At 69.4% G+C, this 19716-nt stretch carries 22 protein-coding genes and 1 tRNA gene; 7 read left to right on the top strand and 16 right to left on the bottom strand.

The genetic code is table 11. The features are described 5' to 3' along the window. Positions 1 to 803 precede the first annotated feature (803 nt). Positions 804 to 3083, top strand: a complete 2280-nt coding sequence (locus tag ACWCQ1_RS00645; RefSeq protein ID WP_451025671.1) for a transglycosylase domain-containing protein — start codon at positions 804 to 806, stop codon at positions 3081 to 3083. 94 nt (positions 3084 to 3177) lie between these two features. Here ACWCQ1_RS00645 and ACWCQ1_RS00640 read toward each other — a convergent pair whose 3' ends face one another. Together ACWCQ1_RS00640 and ACWCQ1_RS00635 are read right to left on the bottom strand one after the other, a co-directional pair. Then, a complete protein-coding gene (locus ACWCQ1_RS00640) occupies positions 3178 to 3480 on the bottom strand; it encodes a GroES family chaperonin (protein ID WP_244373722.1) in 303 nt (100 codons plus the stop codon). Positions 3481 to 3553: 73 nt separating this feature from the next. Then, a complete protein-coding gene (locus ACWCQ1_RS00635; protein ID WP_133046336.1) occupies positions 3554 to 3883 on the bottom strand; it encodes a DUF3618 domain-containing protein in 330 nt (109 codons plus the stop codon). Between the two features lie 105 nt (positions 3884 to 3988). On the opposite strand from ACWCQ1_RS00635, the gene bcp reads away from it, so the two are divergent. Both bcp and ACWCQ1_RS00625 read left to right on the top strand, forming a co-directional pair. After that, on the top strand, positions 3989 to 4456 hold the full coding sequence (gene bcp, locus ACWCQ1_RS00630) for a thioredoxin-dependent thiol peroxidase (protein ID WP_133046335.1): 468 nt from the start codon (positions 3989 to 3991) through the stop codon (positions 4454 to 4456). A 39-nt stretch (positions 4457 to 4495) separates the two neighbouring features. Continuing rightward, positions 4496 to 4579, top strand: a tRNA-Leu gene (locus ACWCQ1_RS00625). 7 nt (positions 4580 to 4586) lie between these two features. On the opposite strand, the gene rdgB is transcribed toward ACWCQ1_RS00625, so the two are convergent. The 4 genes from rdgB to ACWCQ1_RS00605 all read right to left on the bottom strand — a co-directional run bounded on the left by rdgB (position 4587) and on the right by ACWCQ1_RS00605 (position 6839). Then, positions 4587 to 5189, bottom strand: a complete 603-nt coding sequence (gene rdgB / locus ACWCQ1_RS00620; protein WP_451025515.1) for an RdgB/HAM1 family non-canonical purine NTP pyrophosphatase — start codon at positions 5187 to 5189, stop codon at positions 4587 to 4589. Between the two features lie 34 nt (positions 5190 to 5223). Next, entirely contained in the window at positions 5224 to 5631 is a 408-nt protein-coding gene (locus ACWCQ1_RS00615) for a hypothetical protein (protein ID WP_451025514.1), read from the bottom strand. Positions 5632 to 5774: 143 nt separating this feature from the next. Then, positions 5775 to 6512, bottom strand: a complete 738-nt coding sequence (rph, locus tag ACWCQ1_RS00610; protein WP_451025513.1) for a ribonuclease PH — start codon at positions 6510 to 6512, stop codon at positions 5775 to 5777. A 93-nt stretch (positions 6513 to 6605) separates the two neighbouring features. After that, on the bottom strand, positions 6606 to 6839 hold the full coding sequence (locus ACWCQ1_RS00605; RefSeq protein WP_109498534.1) for a glucose PTS transporter subunit EIIB: 234 nt from the start codon (positions 6837 to 6839) through the stop codon (positions 6606 to 6608). A 248-nt stretch (positions 6840 to 7087) separates the two neighbouring features. Between ACWCQ1_RS00605 and ACWCQ1_RS00600 the strand changes: the two genes are divergently transcribed. Next, a complete protein-coding gene (locus ACWCQ1_RS00600; RefSeq protein WP_133046331.1) occupies positions 7088 to 8338 on the top strand; it encodes a PTS transporter subunit EIIC in 1251 nt (416 codons plus the stop codon). Positions 8339 to 8420: 82 nt separating this feature from the next. Here the strand turns inward: ACWCQ1_RS00600 and ACWCQ1_RS00595 are convergent, their stop codons facing one another. Next, positions 8421 to 9173: an MBL fold metallo-hydrolase gene (locus tag ACWCQ1_RS00595; protein WP_133046330.1), complete on the bottom strand. Its 753-nt coding sequence runs from the start codon at positions 9171 to 9173 to the stop codon at positions 8421 to 8423. A 211-nt stretch (positions 9174 to 9384) separates the two neighbouring features. On the opposite strand from ACWCQ1_RS00595, the gene ACWCQ1_RS00590 reads away from it, so the two are divergent. Next, positions 9385 to 9837, top strand: a complete 453-nt coding sequence (locus ACWCQ1_RS00590; RefSeq protein ID WP_133046329.1) for a type II toxin-antitoxin system PemK/MazF family toxin — start codon at positions 9385 to 9387, stop codon at positions 9835 to 9837. 16 nt (positions 9838 to 9853) lie between these two features. Here the strand turns inward: ACWCQ1_RS00590 and ACWCQ1_RS00585 are convergent, their stop codons facing one another. The 7 genes from ACWCQ1_RS00585 to clpS form a co-directional block, all read right to left on the bottom strand. Then, complete coding sequence (locus ACWCQ1_RS00585) at positions 9854 to 10804, bottom strand: PLP-dependent cysteine synthase family protein (RefSeq protein ID WP_358593902.1); 951 nt, start codon at positions 10802 to 10804, stop codon at positions 9854 to 9856. A 5-nt stretch (positions 10805 to 10809) separates the two neighbouring features. Continuing rightward, complete coding sequence (locus tag ACWCQ1_RS00580; RefSeq protein ID WP_133046327.1) at positions 10810 to 11088, bottom strand: MoaD/ThiS family protein; 279 nt, start codon at positions 11086 to 11088, stop codon at positions 10810 to 10812. Positions 11089 to 11197: 109 nt separating this feature from the next. Next, positions 11198 to 11293 carry a putative leader peptide gene (locus ACWCQ1_RS00575; RefSeq protein WP_358593903.1) on the bottom strand — a complete coding sequence of 32 codons (96 nt, stop codon included), beginning with the start codon at positions 11291 to 11293 and terminating at the stop codon, positions 11198 to 11200. A gap of 79 nt (positions 11294 to 11372) precedes the next feature. Continuing rightward, entirely contained in the window at positions 11373 to 11795 is a 423-nt protein-coding gene (locus ACWCQ1_RS00570; protein WP_133046326.1) for a Mov34/MPN/PAD-1 family protein, read from the bottom strand. Between the two features lie 85 nt (positions 11796 to 11880). After that, entirely contained in the window at positions 11881 to 13308 is a 1428-nt protein-coding gene (locus tag ACWCQ1_RS00565) for an amino acid permease (protein WP_358593904.1), read from the bottom strand. Positions 13309 to 13655: 347 nt separating this feature from the next. Then, positions 13656 to 14258 carry a DUF2017 domain-containing protein gene (locus ACWCQ1_RS00560; RefSeq protein WP_133046324.1) on the bottom strand — a complete coding sequence of 201 codons (603 nt, stop codon included), beginning with the start codon at positions 14256 to 14258 and terminating at the stop codon, positions 13656 to 13658. A gap of 41 nt (positions 14259 to 14299) precedes the next feature. Beyond that, the gene (gene clpS / locus ACWCQ1_RS00555; protein ID WP_133046323.1) at positions 14300 to 14617 is read right to left on the bottom strand and encodes an ATP-dependent Clp protease adapter ClpS; all 318 of its coding nucleotides are present in this window, start codon (positions 14615 to 14617) and stop codon (positions 14300 to 14302) included. Between the two features lie 57 nt (positions 14618 to 14674). On the opposite strand from clpS, the gene ACWCQ1_RS00550 reads away from it, so the two are divergent. Further along, on the top strand, positions 14675 to 16021 hold the full coding sequence (locus ACWCQ1_RS00550; RefSeq protein ID WP_358593905.1) for a nicotinate phosphoribosyltransferase: 1347 nt from the start codon (positions 14675 to 14677) through the stop codon (positions 16019 to 16021). 73 nt (positions 16022 to 16094) lie between these two features. Beyond that, positions 16095 to 16685, top strand: coding sequence for an isochorismatase family protein (locus tag ACWCQ1_RS00545; RefSeq protein WP_133046321.1), 591 nt, complete (start codon positions 16095 to 16097; stop codon positions 16683 to 16685). A gap of 36 nt (positions 16686 to 16721) precedes the next feature. Here ACWCQ1_RS00545 and ACWCQ1_RS00540 read toward each other — a convergent pair whose 3' ends face one another. Together ACWCQ1_RS00540 and ACWCQ1_RS00535 are read right to left on the bottom strand one after the other, a co-directional pair. Then, positions 16722 to 17051 (bottom strand): hypothetical protein, encoded by a 330-nt coding sequence (locus tag ACWCQ1_RS00540; protein WP_133046320.1) that lies wholly within the window; start codon positions 17049 to 17051, stop codon positions 16722 to 16724. A gap of 134 nt (positions 17052 to 17185) precedes the next feature. Next, positions 17186 to 19540 (bottom strand): immune inhibitor A domain-containing protein, encoded by a 2355-nt coding sequence (locus ACWCQ1_RS00535; protein ID WP_451025512.1) that lies wholly within the window; start codon positions 19538 to 19540, stop codon positions 17186 to 17188. Positions 19541 to 19716 lie beyond the last annotated feature (176 nt).

The raw sequence follows: 19716 nt of genomic DNA, 5'->3' as shown, positions 1-19716 counted from the left end.
CCGGGGCGGTTGATGACGCTGCGACTGATGAGGTGACTGAGGGATCTGAGGGTTCTGCGGCTGACGGGACCAACGAGGATTCTGCGGCTGACGGGACCACCGAGGCTTCCCCGGCCGGGGGTTCGGTAGCTGGGGTGGCTGAGGGTTCCCCTGCCACCGGGGCTGCCGAGGCAGCGGATCGCGACGAAGACACTGCAGAACGGCCCGACGCGGTCGAGCGGCCCGAGGGGCCTGGCACGTCGTCCTCGTCCGGTGCTGTCGCCGCTAAGGTTCCTGTCGAGTCTCCGCAGGCCAGTACGCCCAGCCGGCCCCAGACGCCGGACGCGTCAGCCCGGCCGAAGGCGGTCGACTCCCCCACCCAGCGCCTCGCACCCGTGCCCGCCGAAGACGCCGATCGTCCCGAAGACCCCGGTACGCCCGGCGACCCCACCTCGCCCAAGGCACCCGGCACTCCCACCCCCTCCCCGGCGTCCGGCGTCTCCCCCCGCCGCCCGGTGGCCGACTCCCCCACCCAGCGTCTGGCGCCCGTGAAGCCCGCGTCGATGGGGGCGGCGTCTCCTGGGGGGCGGGTCACCGCGTCTCCGCAGGCCGCCGCGTCCGCCGCCGCTGCCGCCGCTGCCGCCGCCGCGTCCGCCGCTGTCGCGGGCGGTGCGGCTGCCGTCGCCGGGGCTGCGGGTGGCGGGGCCGGTGGGGGCGCTGGTGATGCGGCCACTGCCGCACCCGCCGCTGCCGGTGCCGGTGGCGGGAAGAAGGGGAAGCGGCCCAAGCGGACCGGTTGGCGGCGGATCATTCCGACGTGGCGGATGGTGCTCGGCACCTTCGTCATCGGCGTGCTGCTGGTGGTCGGGCTGTTCTTCCTCGGGTACTCGCTCGTGAGGATCCCGTCCGCCAACGCCCTCGCGATGAAGCAGGCCAACGTCTACCTCTACGCCGACGGCTCCCAGATCGCCCGCGACGGCGACATCAACCGGGAGAACGTGACCCTCGCCCAGGTCTCCAAGGACGCCCAGCACGCCGTCCTGGCCGCCGAGGACCGCGACTTCTACACCGAGTCCGCCGTCGACCCCAAGGCGATGCTGCGCGCCGGCTGGAACACCGCGACCGGCAAGGGCAAGCAGTCCGGTTCGACGATCACCCAGCAGTACGTGAAGAACTACTACCTGGCGCAGGAGCAGACCGTCACCCGCAAGGTGAAGGAGTTCTTCATCTCCATCAAGCTGGACCGCGAGAAGTCCAAGGACCAGATCCTCGAGGGCTACCTCAACACCAGCTACTTCGGCCGCAACGCCTACGGCATCCAGGCCGCCGCCCAGGCCTACTACGGCGTGGACTCCACCGACCTCGACCCGGCCCGCGCCGCCTACCTCGCCGCGCTCGTCAACGCGCCCAGCGAGTACGACGTCGTGGCGCACCCGGAGAACAAGGCGGCGGCCGTGGCCCGCTGGAACTACGTCCTGGACGGCATGGTCAAGATGGGCTGGCTGACCGAGGCGAAGCGGGCGACCCTGCAGTTCCCGATGCCGAAGGAGCAGACCCTCTCCACCGGCATGTCCGGCCAGCGCGGCTACATCGTCAAGGCCGTGGAGAGCTACCTCGCCAAGAACAAGATCGTCAGCTCGGACGAGCTCGCGGCCGGCGGCTACCGCATCACCACCACGCTGGAGAAGAACAAGCAGAACGCCTTCGTCAAGGCGGTCAACAACCAGGTGATCGACCACCTCGACAAGAAGAACCGCAAGGTCGACAAGTACGTCCGCGCCGGCGGCGCCTCCGTCGACCCGAAGACCGGCAAGGTCGTCGCGATGTACGGCGGCATCGACTACGTCAAGCAGTACACGAACGGCGCGACCCGCGGCGACTTCCAGGTCGGCTCCAGCTTCAAGCCGATCGTGTTCGCCTCGGCCGTCCAGAACCACTCCGAGACCCAGGACGGCCAGGTCATCACCCCCAACACCTACTACGACGGCACCAACAAGCGCCCCGTACAGGGCTGGGCCGGCGGAAGCTACGCGCCCGCCAACGAGGACGACGTCTCCTACGGCAACATCACCGTGCGCACCGCCACCGACAAGTCCGTCAACGCGGTGTACGCGCAGATGGCCGTGGACGTCGGCCCGTCGAAGGTGAAGCAGACCGCCATCGACCTGGGCATCCCCGCCGACACGCCCGACCTGACCGCGACCCCGTCCATCGCGCTCGGTGTGAACACCGCCAGCGTGCTCGACATGGCGGAGGCCTACGCGACGCTCGCCAACCACGGCGAGCGGCACACGTACACGATCATCGCGTCGATCACCAGGAACGGCGAGAAGGTGGAACTGCCGAAGGACAGGACCACCCAGGCCGTCAGCCGGGAGGCCGCCGACACGACGACCTCGATCCTGCAGAGCGTGGTCGAGAACGGCACCGCGACCGCCGCGCAGGGCGCAGGCCGCCCCGCCGCGGGCAAGACCGGCACCGCGGAGGACGACAAGGCCGCCTGGTTCGCCGGCTACACCCCCGACCTGGCGACGGTCGTCTCCGTGATGGGCCAGGACCCGGTGACGGCCCGGCACAAGTCGCTGTACGGCGCGCTGGGGCTGCAGCGCGTCAACGGCGGCGGCCCGCCGGCCCAGATCTGGGCGCAGTACACCAAGGCGGCGCTGAAGGGGCGGTCGGTGAGCGACTTCGACCTGCAGCTGATGCCGGGCGCCGACGAGACCCAGGCCCCGCCCCAGTCGGCGGCCCCCGGCACCGGCGGCCAGGACAACGGCGGTACGACCACCACGGGCGGCCAGACCGACCAGGGCCCGACCCAGGGGCAGACCAACGGCGGTACGCCGACGACCGGCGGGACGCCCACGACGGGCGGCCCGACGACCACCGGCGGCACCACCGGCGACACGACCAACGGCGGCACGGGCGGCGCGACCAACGGCGGCACGACGACGGGCACGACGAACGGCGGTACGACGACCGGCACCACGGGAGGCGACACCGGCGGCACGGACGGGGGCACGAACGGCGGCACGAACGGAGCGGACAACGGAGGCACGACCACCGGCACGGCGGCGGGCCCCCAGTCCACCAGCCGCAGACAGTGACACTCCGCGGGCAGTGAACGCCGAAGGGGCCGGTGACGGAGGTCACCGGCCCCTTCGGCGTTCTCGGAACCGTTGCTGCGGAGACGTCGGAGATTCAGAGATAGAGGCCCGTCGTGTCCTCCGAGCCCTCGAAGCGGTCCGCGGCCACGGCGTGCAGGTCGCGCTCGCGCATGAGCACGTACGCCACGCCCCGTACCTCGACCTCGGCGCGGTCCTCGGGGTCGTACAGGACGCGGTCGCCCGGCTCCACCGTCCGCACGTTCTGGCCGACGGCGACGACCTCGGCCCACGCCAGCCGCCGTCCCACCGCCGCGGTGGCGGGGATCAGGATGCCCCCGCCGGACCGCCGCTCGCCCTCACCGGTCTCCTGCTTGACCAGCACCCGGTCGTGCAGCATCCGGATGGGCAGCTTGTCGTGGGTGCTCTGCTCGTTTCTGTTGGCGCTCACGTCCCGAACCTACAGCTCTCCGTCAGCTCTTGCGCCGTCGGGTGCCGAGAGCGAGCAGCCCCACCAGGCCGACGGCGACCAGGGCGACCGGCACGATCCGCTCCAGCCGGGGCGCGCCCTCCTCGTCCACGAACCGTGCCCTGACGTCGGTGACGGCCTTGTTGACGCCGACGTACGCCCGGCCCAGCGTGTGATCGATATTGGACACGACCTTGGCCTTGGCGTCACCGACGATGGTCTTCGGGTGCACACGCACCCCGATCTCGTCCAGGGTCTCGGCCAGCACTACGCGGCGGGCTTTGATGTCCGCCTCGATCTGCGCCGGGGTTCTGGTGTCCGACGTGTCCGCCACCGTGGGGCCTCCGAAGTCAGCCGATGCCTTGTTGTCGCTTGTTCTGGACAGTCTGTCAGCTCCGCGTGCCGCCGCACTGTCAGGACCCCCGGTTACGCTGTTCCGATGAGCGAGCGACTCCAGCCCGGGGACGTGGCCCCCGACTTCACCCTCCCCGACGCCGACGGCAACGACGTCTCCCTGTCGGCCCACAAGGGCCGCAAGGTCATCGTCTACTTCTACCCGGCGGCCCTCACGCCCGGCTGCACCAAGCAGGCCTGCGACTTCACGGACAACCTCGACGTCCTGGCCGGCGCCGGCTACGACGTCATCGGCATCTCCCCGGACGCCCCGGAGAAGCTGGCGAAGTTCCGCGAGAAGGAGTCCCTGAAGGTCACCCTGGCCGCCGACCCGGACAAGAAGGTCACCGAGTCCTACGGCGCCTACGGCGAGAAGAAGAACTACGGCAAGACCTACATGGGCGTCATCCGCTCCACGATCATCGTCGACGAAGAGGGCAAGGTCGAACGGGCCCTCTACAACGTCCGAGCCACCGGCCACGTAGCCAAGATCATCAAGGACCTGGGCATCTGAGGTCCCTGCCCGGCCAGTAGCATGGCCGGGCAGCACCAGGCGGCCGTGGTGGAATTGGCAGTCACGCTGGGTTTAGGTCCCAGTGGGGTAACTCCCGTGAGGGTTCGAGTCCCTCCGGCCGCACCGATGTTCAGCCCAGCAACTCCCGGACCACCGGCACCAGCGCCCGGAAAGCCTTGCCCCGGTGGCTGATCGCGTTCTTCTCCTCGGCGGTCAGCTCGGCGCACGTCCGTGTTTCTCCCTCCGGCTGGAGGATCGGGTCGTAGCCGAAGCCGTTCGTGCCGACGGGGGCGTGGCGCAGCGAACCCCGCAGGCGGCCCTCCACCACCCGTTCCGTGCCGTCCGGCAGGGCGAGGGCTGCGGCGCAGGCGAAGTGGGCGGCGCGGTGGGTGTCGTCGATGTCGGAGAGCTGGGCCAGGAGGAGGTCCAGGTTGGCCTTGTCGTCGCCGTGCCGGCCGGACCAGCGGGCCGAGAAGATGCCGGGGGCGCCGCCCAGGACGTCGACGCAGAGACCGGAGTCGTCGGCGACGGCGGGCAGGCCGGTGGCGCGGGCGAGGGCGTGGGCCTTGAGGAGGGCGTTCTCGACGAAGGTCACGCCGGTTTCCTTGACGTCGGGGACGTCGGGGTAGGCGTCCGCGCCGACCAGTTCGTGGGGCAGGCCTGCGTCGGCGAGGATCGCCCGCAGTTCGGTGATCTTTCCGGCGTTGCGGGTGGCGAGGATCAAGCGCGTCATGCCGTTCAGTATCCCGGTCCCCGGCCGGCGCCCGTCACGACGTACAGACCTTGGTGAGTTCGCCTGCCGCGTCGGTCACGGGGGTGACGTCGGGTGTGTTGTCGCCGTTCTTCACAGCCGTACGGACGTTGTCCACGGCCTTGCCGAGGTCGTCGACCGCCTTGTTGACGTCGACGTTGTCGGTCCTGTCGCCGATCTTGTCGAGGTTCTTGTCGATGGAGGCGAGCGACTGGTCGAGCTGGGTGGGGTCGCTGCCCGCGTTCTCGACGGCCTGCTGGAGCACGGTGACGCTGTCGGCGATGGTGTCGGCGGTCTGGACGCAGTCGATGGCCTTGTCGACGGCGTCGCAGCCGGTGGCGAGGCCCGTCGTCAGGCCGAGGACGGCCAGGGCGGCGAGGGCGGTGACGGTACGGCGACTGCGGCGGCCCCGGCTCGCGGCCATGACGGTGTGTCCTCCCTGTCCCAGGCCCCCGATGAGGCCCCCGTGGTCGGGCGCACGGTGGTGTGCCGTGCGCCCGCACTTGTAGGGACGCCGGGGCGGGCGGCGCGGGTTGCCCCGGCCGCCCGCCTTTCTTGGTGCGCCCTTTACTTTTCGAGGACGGTATCCAGTGCCTTGTGCTGGAGGACGGCGAGTTCCGCGCAGCCGGTGACGGCCAGGTCGAGGAGGGTGTCGAGCTCCTCGCGGGCGAAGGGCTCGGCCTCGGCGGTGCCCTGGACCTCGACGAAGCGGCCGTCGCCGGTGCAGACGACGTTCATGTCGGTGTCGGCCCGTACGTCCTCCTCGTAGCGGAGGTCGAGGAGCGGGACGCCGCCGACGATGCCGACGGAGATCGCGGAGACGGTTCCGGTGAGGGGCTGGCGGCCGGGCTTGATCAGTTTCCTGCCCTGTGCCCAGGCAACGGCGTCGGCGAGGGCGACGTAGGCGCCGGTGATGGCGGCGGTGCGGGTGCCGCCGTCGGCCTGGAGGACGTCGCAGTCGAGGACGACGGTGTTCTCGCCGAGTGCCTTGTAGTCGATGACGGCGCGCAGGGAGCGGCCGATGAGGCGGGAGATCTCGTGGGTACGGCCGCCGATCTTGCCGCGGACGGACTCGCGGTCGCCGCGGGTGTTGGTGGCGCGGGGCAGCATGGAGTACTCGGCGGTGACCCAGCCCTCGCCGCTGCCCTTGCGCCAGCGCGGGACGCCTTCGGTGAAGGAGGCGGTGCACAGCACCTTGGTGTCGCCGAAGGACACGAGGACGGAGCCCTCGGCGTGCTTGCTCCAGCCGCGTTCGATGGTGATCGGGCGGAGTTGTTCGGGGGTGCGGCCGTCGATTCGAGACATGCCGCTGAGCCTATCCGCCCATGCGGAAGGGGCTCCTCCCGCGTCAGGAGGAACCCGTGCATCCCGTGGAAGTCCGGTCCGCCCGGGCGCGGGTCACATCATGTCTTCGATCTCCGCGGCGATCGGGTCGGCGTCGGTACCGATCACGACCTGGATCGCGGTGCCCATCTTGACGACGCCGTGGGCGCCGGCGGCCTTCAGGGCGGCCTCGTCGACCAGCGAGGCGTCGTTGACCTCGGTGCGCAGGCGGGTGATGCAGCCCTCGACCTCTTCGATGTTGTCGATGCCGCCGAGTCCGGCGACGATCTTCTCAGCCTTGCTGGCCATGTCGGTCTCCTCACGCACTGTTGGCCCAACTTCGCGAGACTGGTCTACACCACTTGAGGGGCGGCCGCCAACTGATGAGTGCCGAGACGGCGATTTCCCCTGCCCGGAGGACCGGAAGGACGCCATGAAGGCGTAGCGGAAAGTAGCCCGACCGTCACGGGAATCGCGGGTTCCTTATGCCACCTTCATCTGCTACAACAGGTCTACACCACTGAGTGGTGTAGACCACCACCCGATGGAGGAAGTCTATGAGCACCGCCACCGCGCCCCCGGCGGCCCCTGCCAAGAAGCGGGGATCAGGCCTGTTCCAGGGCCTGCAGAAGGTTGGTCGCAGCCTGCAGCTCCCGATCGCCGTGTTGCCGGCGGCGGGCATCCTGCTGCGTCTGGGCCAGCAGGACATCCACGACAAGCTGCACCTGCCCGACAAGGTCACGGCGGTGTTCGCCACGGCGGGTGGCGCGATCTTCGACAACCTGCCGATGCTGTTCTGTATCGGTGTCGCGATCGGCTTCGCGAAGAAGTCGGACGGCTCGACGGCCCTCGCGGCGCTCGTCGGCTTCCTGGTCTACAGCAACGTCCTCAAGGCGTTCCCGGTCACCGCGGCGAAGATCCAGGCGGGCGCGGACATACCCGCGACCTACAACAACCCCGGTGTGCTCGGCGGCATCATCATGGGTCTGCTGTCCGCGGTGCTGTGGCAGCGCTACCACCGCAAGAAGCTGGTGGACTGGCTCGGCTTCTTCAACGGCCGCCGGCTGGTGCCGATCATCATGGCGTTCGTCGGCACCGCCATGGGCGTCTTCTTCGGTCTGGTCTGGAAGCCCATCGGTGAGGGCATCTCGCACGTCGGCGAGTGGATCACCGGTCTCGGGGCCTTCGGCGCCGGTCTGTTCGGTCTGATCAACCGTGGCCTGATCCCGATCGGCATGCACCAGTTCGTCAACTCGGTGGCCTGGTTCCAGATCGGCGACTTCAAGGACGCGACCGGCACCGTCGTACACGGCGACCTCACCCGGTTCTTCGCGGGTGACCCGACCGCCGGTCAGTTCATGTCGGGCTTCTTCCCGATCATGATGTTCGGTCTGCCGGCCGCCGCCATCGCGATCGCCCACTCGGCCCGTCCCGAGCGCCGCAAGGCCGTGATGGGCATGATGATCTCGCTCGCGCTCACCTCCTTCGTGACCGGTGTGACCGAGCCGATCGAGTTCTCGTTCATGTTCATCGCCCCGGTGCTGTACGGCATCCACGCGGTGCTCACCGCCCTGTCCATGGCGGTCACCTGGGCGCTCGGCGTGCACGCCGGCTTCACCTTCTCGGCCGGCGCGATCGACTACGGCCTGAACTGGAGCCTGGCCACCAAGCCCTGGCTGATCATCCCCATCGGTCTGGTCTTCGGCGCGATCTACTACTTCGTCTTCCGCTTCGCCATCACCAAGTGGAACCTCCCCACCCCGGGCCGCGAGCCCGAGGAGGAGGTCGAGGAGCTCACCACGGCGTGAGAACCGGCACCACCCGCGCGAAGGCCCCGGCACCGAGGAGGTGCCGGGGCCTTCGTCGTGCCGTGGGAGTCGTGCCGTGGGGTCAGATCTCGTACGACAGTCTCGGGGCCGCCAGGTCGACCGGGCCGTCGAAGACCGCGCGGGCGTCGTCCACGTTGATCTGCGGGTCGGTCCACGGGGGGATGTGGGTGAGGACCAGGCGGCGGGCGCCGGCGCGGGCCGCCGTCTCCCCCGCCTCGCGGCCGTTGAGGTGCAGGTCGGGGATGTTCTCCTTGCCGTGCGTGAAGGCGGCCTCGCACAGGAACAGGTCGGCGTCGCGGGCGAGTTCGTCCAGGGCGGGGGTGACGCCCGTGTCGCCGGAGTACGTCAGGACCCGCCCGCCGTGCTCGACGCGGATGCCGTACGCCTCCACCGGATGGGCCACGCGTTCCGTGTGCACCGTGAACGGGCCGATCTCGAACGTGGACGGCTTGACCGTGTGGAAGTCGAAGACCTCGCTCATGGAGGAGGCGGTGGGGGTGTCCGCGTAGGCGGTGGTGAGGCGGTGTTCGGTGCCCTCGGGGCCGTAGACCGGGATCGGGTCGCAGCGGCCGCCGTCGTGGCGGTAGTAGCGCGCGACGAAGTACGCGCACATGTCGATGCAGTGGTCGGCGTGCAGATGGCTGAGGAAGATCGCGTCGAGGTCGTAGAGACCGCAGTGGCGCTGCAGCTCGCCTAGGGCACCGTTGCCCATGTCGAGAAGCAGCCGGAAGCCGTCGGCCTCGACGAGGTAGCTCGAGCAGGCCGATTCCGCGGACGGGAACGACCCCGAGCAGCCGACGACGGTGAGCTTCATGAAACAGAAACCTCCGCTGGCGGGACTTTTCCGGAAGGAGACGGGGGTCGTGCGGTCCGTCGAGCGTAAGGCGCAAAACCCCTCGTCGCTCCTCCACCAGGGGCTGTTGTGGGCGAACTCACCTGTGGTGTCACCGGTTCGGCTGGAAGCGGGGCGGGTGAGGCGCGAGAGAGGGCGCGCGACGCGACGCGCGCCCCGGTAACGTCTTCGTATGGACACGTCATGGTGGCTGGCGCTCGCCGCGGTCGTACTGCTCGCGCTGGTCGCCACGCTCGTCGACGGATGGGGGCGGGGGCGGCGGCCCTCGGGACGGCGGTCCCGGCCGCCGGGACGGCCGGGCGGGCGGAAGGACGCACGGCCGCGGCCGGCGGAGATCTGGTGGGCGAACGTGCCGTTCGAGGACGGGCCGGGCCGCAAGGACCGGCCCTGTCTGGTGCTGGTGGTGCACGGCGAGCGGGTGACCGTCGCGAAGATCACCAGCAGGTACCGCGACGAGCGGGCCGGGGTGATCCCGCTGCCGCCGGGTGCCGTCGACGATTCCCGTGGGCGGGCCAGCTTCCTGGAGACCGCCGAGTTGCGCGAGGTGCCGGTGTGGGAGTTCCGGCGCAGGGTGGGGATGGTGGACCCGGTCCTGTGGGACCAGGTCCGTCACCTGGCGACGTGAGGCGGACGGCCGGGCACTACGCCCAGAGCTGGCCGTGCAGCGTCTCGATCGCTTCCTCCGTCGTCGCCGCCGTGTAGACGCCGGTCGACAGGTACTTCCAGCCGCCGTCCGCCACGACGAACGCGATGTCGGCGGACTCGCCGGCCTTGAGGGCCTTGCGTCCGACACCGATCGCCGCGTGCAGCGCCGCGCCCGTGGAGACGCCCGCGAAGATGCCCTCCTGCTGGAGGAGTTCACGGGTACGGGTGACGGCGTCGGCGGAGCCGACCGAGAAGCGGGTGGTCAGCACGGAGGCGTCGTACAGCTCGGGTACGAAGCCCTCGTCGAGGTTGCGCAGGCCGTACACCAGGTCGTCGTAGCGCGGCTCGGCGGCGACGATCTGCACGTCGGGCTTGTTCTCGCGCAGGTAGCGGCCGACGCCCATCAGGGTGCCCGTGGTGCCGAGGCCGGCCACGAAGTGCGTGATGGAGGGGAGGTCGGCGAGGATCTCGGGGCCGGTGGTGGCGTAGTGGGCGCCGGCGTTGTCCGGGTTGCCGTACTGGTACAGCATCACCCAGTCGGGATGCTCGGCGGAGAGCCCCTTGGCGACGCGGACGGCGGTGTTGGAGCCGCCCGCGGCCGGGGAGGAGATGATCTCGGCGCCCCACATGCCGAGCAGGTCCCGGCGCTCCTGGGAGGTGTTCTCGGGCATCACGCACACCATGCGGTAGCCCTTGAGCTTGGCGGCCATGGCGAGGGAGATGCCGGTGTTGCCGCTGGTCGGCTCGAGGATCGTGCAGCCCGGCGTGAGGCGGCCGTCCTTCTCCGCCTGCTCGATCATGTGCAGGGCGGGACGGTCCTTGACCGAGCCGGTCGGGTTGCGGTCCTCCAGCTTGGCCCAGATGCGGACCTCGGCGGACGGCGACAGCCGCGGCAGGCACACCAGGGGGGTGTTGCCGACCGCGGCCAGCGGGGAGTCGTACCGCATCCGGATCAGGCCATGCCGCCGGCCACGGCCGGCAGGATCGTGACGTTGTCGCCGTCGGCGACCTTGGTGTTGATGCCGTCGAGGAAGCGGACGTCCTCGTCGTTGAGGTAGACGTTGACGAAGCGGCGCAGTTCACCGCCGTCCACGATGCGGGCCTGGATGCCCGTGTGGCGGGTCTCGAGGTCGGCGAAGAGTTCGGCGAGGGTGTCCCCGGTGCCCTCCACCGCCTTCTGGCCGTCGGTGTAGGTGCGGAGGATGGTGGGGATGCGGACCTCGATGGCCATGGTTGCGGGCTCCTGTCGGAAGGTGTCGGATCGGTGGGCGCGCGGCGGCGCGAAGTGCGGGTGGTGCTCCGGGTGCCGCGGCTCACGGCCGTACGGCGGCAGGGCAGCGTCAACAGATGGCGCTGTTCAGCCTGCACAGGTCGACGTGCAGCCGCGCCACGAGCAGCACGCTCGGCGCCTGGATGCTCACGTCGTTCAGAACCATGGGCTCATCGTATCGATTCCCGGTCGCCGGGCCGGAGTGTGATCCCGCATGGTGGATGAATTCTGTCCGAACTGCGAGATCAGTACGCCTCCACGACCGTGACCTCCTCCTCCGTGACCTCGCCTTCCACGATGCGGTACGAGCGGAACTGGAAGTCGCCGAGACCGTCGGTGTCCGCGGTGGAGACCAGGACGTAGTGGGCGCCGGGTTCGTTGGCGTAGGAGATGTCGGTGCGGGAGGGGTAGGCCTCGGTGGCGGTGTGGGAGTGGTAGATCACCACCGGCTCCTCGTCGCGGTCGTCCATCTCGCGGTAGAGCCTCAGCAGATCGCCGGAGTCGAACTCGTAGAACGTGGGCGACATGGCCGCGTTCAGCATCGGGATGAAGCGCTCGGGGCGGTCCGAGCCGGCCGGTCCCGCGACGACGCCGCACGCCTCGTCGGGGTGGTCCTTGCGCGCGTGCGCGACGATCTGGTCGACGAGGGCCTGGGTGATGGTCAGCATGCTCGCCAGGATAAGCAGGAGGGCCGCTCCGTACCGAGGGACGGTACGGAGCGGCCCACATGCCGGACAGCCACATGCCGGACAGTCAGCCGACTTTCTCCAGTTCCGGCTCGCGGCGCCGGGTGACCTCGGGGTTGCGGGTCCTCAGCACGGCCCAGCCGACGCCCAGGGCCGCGGCCCAGCCCGCCATCACGTACAGGCAGACGCGGGAGTCGGCGTCGTAGGCGATCAGGCCCGTGACGAAGAGCAGGAACACGATGGCGATCCAGCTGCACACCGCGCCGCCCGGCGCCGGGAAGGAGGACGCGGGCAGACGGCCCGCGACGACCGCGCGGCGGTAGAGGACGTGGCTGACCAGGATCATCAGCCAGGTCCAGATGCCGGCCGCGGTGGCCACCGAGGTGACGTAGCCGAACGCCTTCTCCGGGACGACGTAGTTGAGGACCACGCCGATGCCCATGAACAGGACCGAGACGGTGATGCCGAGCGCCGGCGTCTTGGTGGCGGACAGCTTCTGGAAGCCCCTCGGGGCCTCGCCGTTGTCGGCCAGGGTGCGCAGCATGCGGCCGGTGGAGTACATGCCGGAGTTGCAGGACGACAGGGCCGCGGTGAGGACGACGAAGTTGACGATGCCGGCGCCGGCCGGGATGCCGATCTTCGCGAAGGCGGCGACGAACGGGGAGACGCCCGGGGCGAACTCCGTCCACTTCACGACGCAGAGGATGACGGTGAGCGCGCCGACGTAGAAGAGGGCGATGCGCCAGGGGAGGGTGTTGATCGCCTTGGGGAGGGTCTTCTCGGGGTTCTCGGACTCGCCGGCCGTGACGCCGACCAGCTCGACCGCGAGGTAGGCGAACATGACGCCCTGCAGGGTCATCAGGGACGAGCCGATGCCCTTGGGGAAGAAGCCGTCGAACTGCCAGAGGTTGGAGACCGCGGCGGTGTCGCCGGCGGAGCTGAAGCCGAAGGTGAGGACACCGAGGCCGATCACGATCATGCCGATCAGCGCGGTGACCTTGACCATCGAGAACCAGAACTCGAGCTCTCCGAAGAGCTTCACGGAGATCAGGTTGACCCCGAAGAGGATCACCAGGAAGACCAGGGCGGTCACCCACTGGGGGATGGCCGGGAACCAGTAGTTGACGTAGATCGCGGCGGCCGTCAGCTCGGCCATGCCGGTGACGACCCACATCAGCCAGTACGTCCAGCCGGTGAAGTAGCCGAAGAACGGGCCGAGGAACTCACGGGAGTACTCCGCGAAGGAGCCCGAGACCGGGCGGTACAGGAGCAGTTCGCCGAGCGCCCGCATGATGAAGAAGACGATGGCGCCGGCGAGGGCGTACATCAGGATGAGGCTGGGGCCGGCCTTGGCGATGTTCGCCCCGGCTCCCAGGAAGAGGCCGACGCCGATGGCGCCGCCGATCGCGATCATCTGGACCTGGCGGCTGCCGAGTCCGCGCTCGTACCCCTCTTCGGAGGCCTGCTCCGAGGTGTCGACCTGAGCGGAGGTCATGTGTGGTGCGCCTTTCTCCATGTCCCGGCCCGGGCCTCTCGTCGGCCGCGGACCGGATCTCGATCCCCCCGGATTGCGATGGAGCTGTGCCTGGCCGACGGTCGCCGGCTCGGTGGCGCACCCGGCGCACATGGGTGGTGTTCGCCGGGCGGTCGTGAAGATTTATCACGGCCGCAACATTGATCACCGGGGGCGGAAGTGGCGCACGCCACAGGGAGAAGCGGACAAAGAAGACGCGACGCGGGCATTCGTGACAGTCACGGTGACGTGATCGTTATCCGGATTTGAGCGTCCTCTGAGCGAACACGGAACCGTCACATATCGCCGTGAAGGTGTCGCCGGGAGGGTCAGGGCAGGAGAGTGTTCACGAGGGTCTCCTGGAGCCCGCCCAGCCACAGATAGGCCATCACCATGGGCTTGCGGGGGTCCTCGTCCGGGAGCCGGTAGAGGACGTCGGTGTCGTCCTCGTCGGTGATCTCCAGCCGGGAGCCGATCGCCAGGCGCAGGTCGTTGAGGGAGCCCAGCCACTGCCGGGACTGCTCGGGCGACAGCTTGAGCACCGCGCCGCCGTCGGCGCCCGGGGTGAGCGCGTCCAGGGTGCGGATCACCGCGAGCGCGTTGTCGCGCTTGCCGGCGCGCAGGTCGTTCTCCGTGTAGCGGCGGAACTCTGCGGAGTACGCCTGGGCCTCCTGCGCCTCCTGGGGTCCCGGGGCGCCCTCGGGGTCGGAGTAGGCGTCCGGGAAGAGCCGCTTGAGCACCGGGTCCTTGGGCGGCTCGCTCGGACCTTCGGCGAACAGCTCGGCGAGCGGGTCGTCGGGCGCGTCCTCGCCGGGCCCGGGGCCGATGAGTTCCAGCAGCTGGACGGCGAGCGACCGGATGATGGAGATCTCGACGTCATCGAGCGCGACGGCCGCACCGCCGCCGGGGAGCGGTTCGAAGTGTCCTGGCATGGAGGAGGTTCGCTACTTCCGGTGCTGCGCGCGGGAGGGGGTCATTTCCGGTCCTGCTGGAGGGTGGCCCACAGGCCGTAGCCGTGCATGGCCTGCACGTCGCGTTCCATCTCCTCGCGGGTACCGCTGGAGACGACCGCCCGGCCCTTGTGGTGGACATCGAGCATGAGCTTGGTGGCCTTGTCCTTGGTGTACCCGAAATACGTCTGGAAGACGTACGTCACGTAGCTCATGAGGTTGACCGGGTCGTTGTGCACGATCGTGACCCAGGGGACGTCCGGCTCGGGTACGGCGAAGACCTCCTCCGCCGACTCGGTGCGTTCGATCTCTACGGGAGCGGGTGACGTCACATGGCCCATGCTGCCACGGGCCGCACAAATCGTCACACTGACGCGAAGGGTGTAACATCCCCTGCCATGAACACAGCGGACCTTGGGCTGCCGGTGGACGTTCCCTCGACGGCGCTCTTCACGGACCAGTACGAGCTGACGATGCTGCAGGCCGCGCTGAAGGCCGGTACCGCCGAGCGGCGCAGTGTCTTCGAGGTCTTCACCCGGCGGCTGCCGGACGGGCGCCGCTACGGCGTCGTCGCGGGCACCGGGCGTGTCCTGGACGCGGTGGAGAACTTCCGCTTCGACGCGGGCGTCCTCGGCTTCCTGCGCGAGCGGAACATCGTCGACGAGCCGACCCTTCAGTGGCTCGCCGGATACCGGTTCAGCGGCGACGTCTGGGGCTACCCCGAGGGCGAGGTGTACTTCCCCGGGTCGCCCATCATGCGCGTCGAGGGGTCCTTCGCCGAGTGCGTGCTGCTGGAGACGGTGATCCTCTCCATCCTCAACCACGACTCCGCGATCGCGGCGGCCGCCTCCCGCATGTCCTCCGCCGCGGGCGACCGCCCGCTGATCGAGATGGGCGCCCGCCGCACCCACGAGCTGGCCGCCGTCGCCGCCTCCCGGGCCGCCTACGTCGGCGGCTTCGCCTCCACCTCCGACCTCGCAGCCGGCTTCCGCTACAACATCCCCACCGTCGGCACCTCCGCGCACGCCTTCACCCTGCTCCACGACCACGAACGGGACGCCTTCCGGGCCCAGGTCGACTCGCTGGGCCGGGGCACCACCCTGCTCGTGGACACCTACGACGTCACCGAGGCCGTACGGCTGGCCGTCGAGGTCGCCGGGCCGGAGCTGGGCGCCGTGCGCATCGACTCCGGCGACCTGCTGCTGGTCGCGCACCGGGTGCGGCAGCAGCTGGACGAGCTGGGCGCGAGGGGCACGAAGATCATCGTGACCTCGGACCTCGACGAGTACGCCATCGCCTCACTGGCGGCGGCGCCGGTGGACGCGTACGGCGTCGGTACGCAGCTGGTGACCGGGTCCGGGCATCCGACGGCCTCCATGGTCTACAAGCTGGTCGCCCGCGCCGAGTCCGACGACCCGAAGGCGCCGCTGGTGCCGGTCGCGAAGAAGTCCAGCGGCGGCAAGACGTCCGTCGGGGGCCGCAAGTGGGCCGCGCGGCGCCTCGACGCGGACGGGGTGGCGGAGGCGGAGGTCGTCGGCACGGGCGCCGTCCCGGCCGAACTGGCCGAGCGGCAGCTGATCGTGGAGCTGATCAAGGGCGGTGACGTGGTCGCCCGCGAGCCGCTGGACGCCGCACGCGACCGGCACGTGGCGGCACTCGCCAATCTGCCGCTGTCCGCGACCCAGTTGTCACGCGGAGAGGCCGTCCTTCCGACGGAGTACGCGCAGGGGCGCTCGGGTAGCTAAATCCGGTGCGCCCTCCCGCAGTGCCGCCCGAGTCTCTAGGCTCGTAACCCACACAAGTCGAAGGACACCCACCATGCGCCGCGCCTTGATCGTCGTAGACGTGCAGAACGACTTCTGCGAGGGGGGCAGCCTCGCCGTGGCCGGGGGTGCCGAGGTGGCCGCCGCCGTCACCGAGCTGATCGGACAGGCGGGCGGCTCCGGATACCAGCACGTGGTGGCCACCCGGGACCACCACATCGCGCCCGGCGGGCACTTCGCCGACAACCCCGACTTCGTGCACTCCTGGCCGGCGCACTGCGTTGCCGGCACGGAAGGCGTCGGCTTCCACCCGAACTTCGCCCCCGCGGTCGCCTCCGGCGCGATCGACGCCGTCTTCGACAAGGGGGCGTACTCGGCGGCCTACAGCGGGTTCGAGGGCGCCGACGAGAACGGGACGAAGCTCGGCGACTGGCTGCGCTCGCGCGGGGTCGCGGAGGTGGACGTGGTCGGCATCGCCACCGACCACTGCGTGCGCGCCACCGCGCTGGACGCCGCGCGGGAGGGGTTCCGTACGCAGGTGCTGCTGGACCTGACCGCCGGGGTCGCCGCGGAGAGCACGGAGCGGGCGGTCGAGGAGCTGCGCGAGGCGGGCGTGGAACTCACCGGGAAGCCGGTCGTGGCGTAGGTCACAGGAGGGATCCCGGGGAGTGGTCCGGGCGGGTCATGCCGAGGCCGCCGGGCTGCGCATCAGGGCCCTGATCGGGTGCCACAGCTCGGTCACGGTGACACCGTTGTCCGGGGCCGTTCGCCATATCAGCCCGTCGGGGTGGTGCAGGACGGCGGTGATCTCGTCCGGGGTCGGCGGGGCGGCGTTGCCCCGCAGGTAGACCGCGCGCATACCGAGGTTGCGCAGCCTGGTCAGGGCGCGCGCCCGGTTGCGGGCGTGGACGAGGACACGGACGGAGCCCGTGCCGTGGGCGGTGGGTCTGGGCAGGTTCAGAGCCACCACCACGCTGCCGGTCGGCAGCTTGCAGAAACCTCCTGCGGCCATGCAGGTCACACCCCGTGAGTGTCGGCGTCGAATGGGACTGTCAATAAGAACAGCACAGGACGCACCTAAACACGATCGGCGGCGACCCGCCAGGGGGTCACCGCCGATACGCTTCTGACCTGCGGAAATACCGACTACTTCGCCGCGGGACCGACCCGGAGGGAGATCGTCGAGCCGTCCAGGGCCTCCCGGACGATCTTGATCTTGGTGTTGGTGTCAGTGATCTTGACACCGCCGGTCGGGTTCGACGCGTCGTAGTAGGTGTTCGTGCGGTCGTTGAAGACCGGCACCCCGAAGGACCACTTGATCTTGGTCGCCACGTCCGCGTTGTGCAGCGTGATGCCGTCCGTCGGGTACAGGCTGAACGGCGAGTCGTAGGACTGGATGCGGTTGCGCATCAGCGTGCCGTCGGACCACTTCAGCGCCGTCGGGTGGGAGTCGACCGGCAGGATCAGACCGGTGCCCGGGTGGACGCTGGTGTTGTCGTCCGCCTGGGAGGTGTCCCACTTCCAGATCAACAGGCCGTTCTGGTACGGGTAGTGCTCCACCCAGTCCGGACGGGTCGTCGAGAAGCCGAAGTTGTACGGGCCGACCTTGAGGGTCTTGTCGTACGACACGTACTGGCGGTTCTCCGCGATGTAGTACTGCTTGTAGTCCTTGGTGAAGGACGCGCCGACGCGGGAGAAGCCGCTCGCGGTCCAACCCGCGTCCGCCGTCTCGGCGTTGTCGGAGAAGACGGCCGTGCCGTCGGCGGTGACGGTGATCTCGTCGGCCGCGAAGCCCTTGAGCGCGACGCCGCCGTCGGTCTGGTAGCGGAAGCGCAGCTGGATCTTCTGGCCGGCGTAGGCGTCCAGCGGGTAGGCGAGCTTCTTGTAGGCGTCGGCCGTGCCGGTGAGCGCCGGCTTGTCGCTGCCGTCGCGCGGGAGGGCCTGGCCGTCGACCGTGCCGTCCAGGGCGGTCCAGTTGGCGCCGCCGTCGGTGGAGACCTCGGTGTAGAGGTAGTCGTAGCCGGACTCGATGTCGTACCAGCCGTCGAGCGTCAGGGCCGCCGACTTCTTGCCGGTCAGGTCGACGTCACGGGTGAGCGTGTTCTTGAGGTTGTCGCCGCTGCCGCTCCACCACTGGGTCGAGCCCTGGGTCGGGGTGACGATCTCGGTGGTGACCGCCTTGTCGGGCAGCGTGACCACCAGGGCCTGCTTGTTCTTGGTGTTGTACTCGGCGACGCCCAGCTTGTGCGCGGACCTGGTGCCCGCCTTGGCGACGTCGTAGTTGAGCCAGCCCAGCTGCAGCTTGTCCCAGGCGTTCATGTCGCCCGGCAGGTCGCCGATGGCCTGCTTGCCGGTGCCGAGCCAGGAACCGGAGGACATCAGGGTCCAGAAACCGGTGGAGTTGTCGCCGCCGTTGGTGTCGTACTCGTCCGGCAGACCGAGGTCGTGACCGTACTCGTGGGCGTAGACGCCGAGTCCGCCGTTCTCCGGCTGCATCGTGTAGTCGCCGACCCAGACGCCGGTGTCGCCGACCTGGGTGCCGCCCAGCTTGTTGTTCGCGGGGCCCGTCGCGCCGGCGTCGGTGCCGAAGGCGTACCAGCGGTGCGCCCAGATGGCGTCGGTGCCCTGGGCGCCGCCGCCCGCGGACTCGTCCTCGCCGGCGTGCACGATCTGGAAGTGGTCGACGTAGCCGTCGGGCTCGTTGAAGTCGCCGTCGCCGTCGTAGTCGTAGCGGTCCCACTGGTCGTACTGGGCGAGGTCCGCCTTGATGTCGGCGTCGGACTTGCCGGCCGCCTTCTGGCCCGCGACCCAGGCGGTCAGGCCGTCGCGCACCAGGTTCCAGACGCTGGAGCAGGTCGTCGAGCCGCAGGCGTTGTTGCCGTAACGGGCCTCGTTGTAGGGGACCTTGACCCAGTCGGTGACCTCGCCGTCGACCGAGTAGCGGCCCGAGGACTGCTTCTCGTAGTACTTCTTCAGCGACTCGGTGTTCTTGCCGGTGCCGAAGTAGAGGTCCTGGAAGTGCTTCTGGTTGTAGTCCGCCTGCCAGGCCGTGGAGTTGTCCTTGGTGCGGTCCGGCTGGGCGATCCGGTTGTGCAGCGGGCCGGCCGTGCCGCCGTAGCGAGGATCGCTCTGGTCCCCGAACTCCACCAGGATGGTGAAGATCCGGTCGGTCTTCTCCCGGCCGAGCTCGACGTACTTGCTGTCGCCCTTCTTGCTCCTGAGCTGGACGACCCGCGAACCGTCGCGGTCCTTGACTTGGCTCCTGCCGGATATGACCTGGTCGAGCGCCTCCCTGCGCTGGGCATCCTGGGTCTTGGAGAGCGGACCGTCGAGGTCGTGCTCCTTCATGCTGCCGACCGCCGCCGGGTCATGGCGGTCCACGGTGGCGGACTTGGCGCTGTCGGCGGCCTGCGCCACTGCGAACGTCGAGAACGTGGCGGTGGCCGCGGCCAGCGCGACTCCGACCGCTGCCGTCCTGAACGTCCAGGCTCTATGCGTCACTTGAGTTCCTCGTGGTCAAGGTGGTAAGTGAAGTGACGCAATTCGACTAGAAGTTGTTAAGAAAAAACAGGCTTGACTTGCGCATATCAATTGCACTATGCGGAAGCCAAAGTCCGCTTACCGGACACCGTGGACACTGTGGCGATCCTCGAGCGCACACCTGCCTACTGGTCGAA

The organism is Streptomyces sp. NPDC002144 (assembly GCF_053593695.1).
Note: the sequence above shows the minus strand (reverse complement) of the source record. Positions and strands in the feature narration are given on the sequence as shown.

Coding starts and splice junctions, on each gene's coding strand:
- ACWCQ1_RS00615 (WP_451025514.1), bottom strand. CDS start 5,631: ATGGCCGCGAGCCGGGGCCGCCGCAGTCGCCGTACCGTCACCGCCCTC.
- ACWCQ1_RS00605 (WP_109498534.1), bottom strand. CDS start 6,839: ATGGCCAGCAAGGCTGAGAAGATCGTCGCCGGACTCGGCGGCATCGAC.
- ACWCQ1_RS00565 (WP_358593904.1), bottom strand. CDS start 13,308: ATGACCTCCGCTCAGGTCGACACCTCGGAGCAGGCCTCCGAAGAGGGG.
- ACWCQ1_RS00595 (WP_133046330.1), bottom strand. CDS start 9,173: ATGAAGCTCACCGTCGTCGGCTGCTCGGGGTCGTTCCCGTCCGCGGAA.
- ACWCQ1_RS00560 (WP_133046324.1), bottom strand. CDS start 14,258: ATGCCAGGACACTTCGAACCGCTCCCCGGCGGCGGTGCGGCCGTCGCG.
- rph (WP_451025513.1), bottom strand. CDS start 6,512: ATGTCTCGAATCGACGGCCGCACCCCCGAACAACTCCGCCCGATCACC.
- rdgB (WP_451025515.1), bottom strand. CDS start 5,189: ATGACGCGCTTGATCCTCGCCACCCGCAACGCCGGAAAGATCACCGAA.
- ACWCQ1_RS00645 (WP_451025671.1), top strand. CDS start 804: ATGGTGCTCGGCACCTTCGTCATCGGCGTGCTGCTGGTGGTCGGGCTG.
- ACWCQ1_RS00540 (WP_133046320.1), bottom strand. CDS start 17,051: ATGGCCGCAGGAGGTTTCTGCAAGCTGCCGACCGGCAGCGTGGTGGTG.
- ACWCQ1_RS00640 (WP_244373722.1), bottom strand. CDS start 3,480: ATGCTGCACGACCGGGTGCTGGTCAAGCAGGAGACCGGTGAGGGCGAG.
- ACWCQ1_RS00600 (WP_133046331.1), top strand. CDS start 7,088: ATGAGCACCGCCACCGCGCCCCCGGCGGCCCCTGCCAAGAAGCGGGGA.
- ACWCQ1_RS00590 (WP_133046329.1), top strand. CDS start 9,385: ATGGACACGTCATGGTGGCTGGCGCTCGCCGCGGTCGTACTGCTCGCG.
- ACWCQ1_RS00570 (WP_133046326.1), bottom strand. CDS start 11,795: ATGCTGACCATCACCCAGGCCCTCGTCGACCAGATCGTCGCGCACGCG.
- ACWCQ1_RS00575 (WP_358593903.1), bottom strand. CDS start 11,293: ATGGTTCTGAACGACGTGAGCATCCAGGCGCCGAGCGTGCTGCTCGTG.
- ACWCQ1_RS00580 (WP_133046327.1), bottom strand. CDS start 11,088: ATGGCCATCGAGGTCCGCATCCCCACCATCCTCCGCACCTACACCGAC.
- ACWCQ1_RS00545 (WP_133046321.1), top strand. CDS start 16,095: ATGCGCCGCGCCTTGATCGTCGTAGACGTGCAGAACGACTTCTGCGAG.
- bcp (WP_133046335.1), top strand. CDS start 3,989: ATGAGCGAGCGACTCCAGCCCGGGGACGTGGCCCCCGACTTCACCCTC.
- ACWCQ1_RS00550 (WP_358593905.1), top strand. CDS start 14,675: ATGAACACAGCGGACCTTGGGCTGCCGGTGGACGTTCCCTCGACGGCG.
- ACWCQ1_RS00585 (WP_358593902.1), bottom strand. CDS start 10,804: ATGCGGTACGACTCCCCGCTGGCCGCGGTCGGCAACACCCCCCTGGTG.
- clpS (WP_133046323.1), bottom strand. CDS start 14,617: ATGGGCCATGTGACGTCACCCGCTCCCGTAGAGATCGAACGCACCGAG.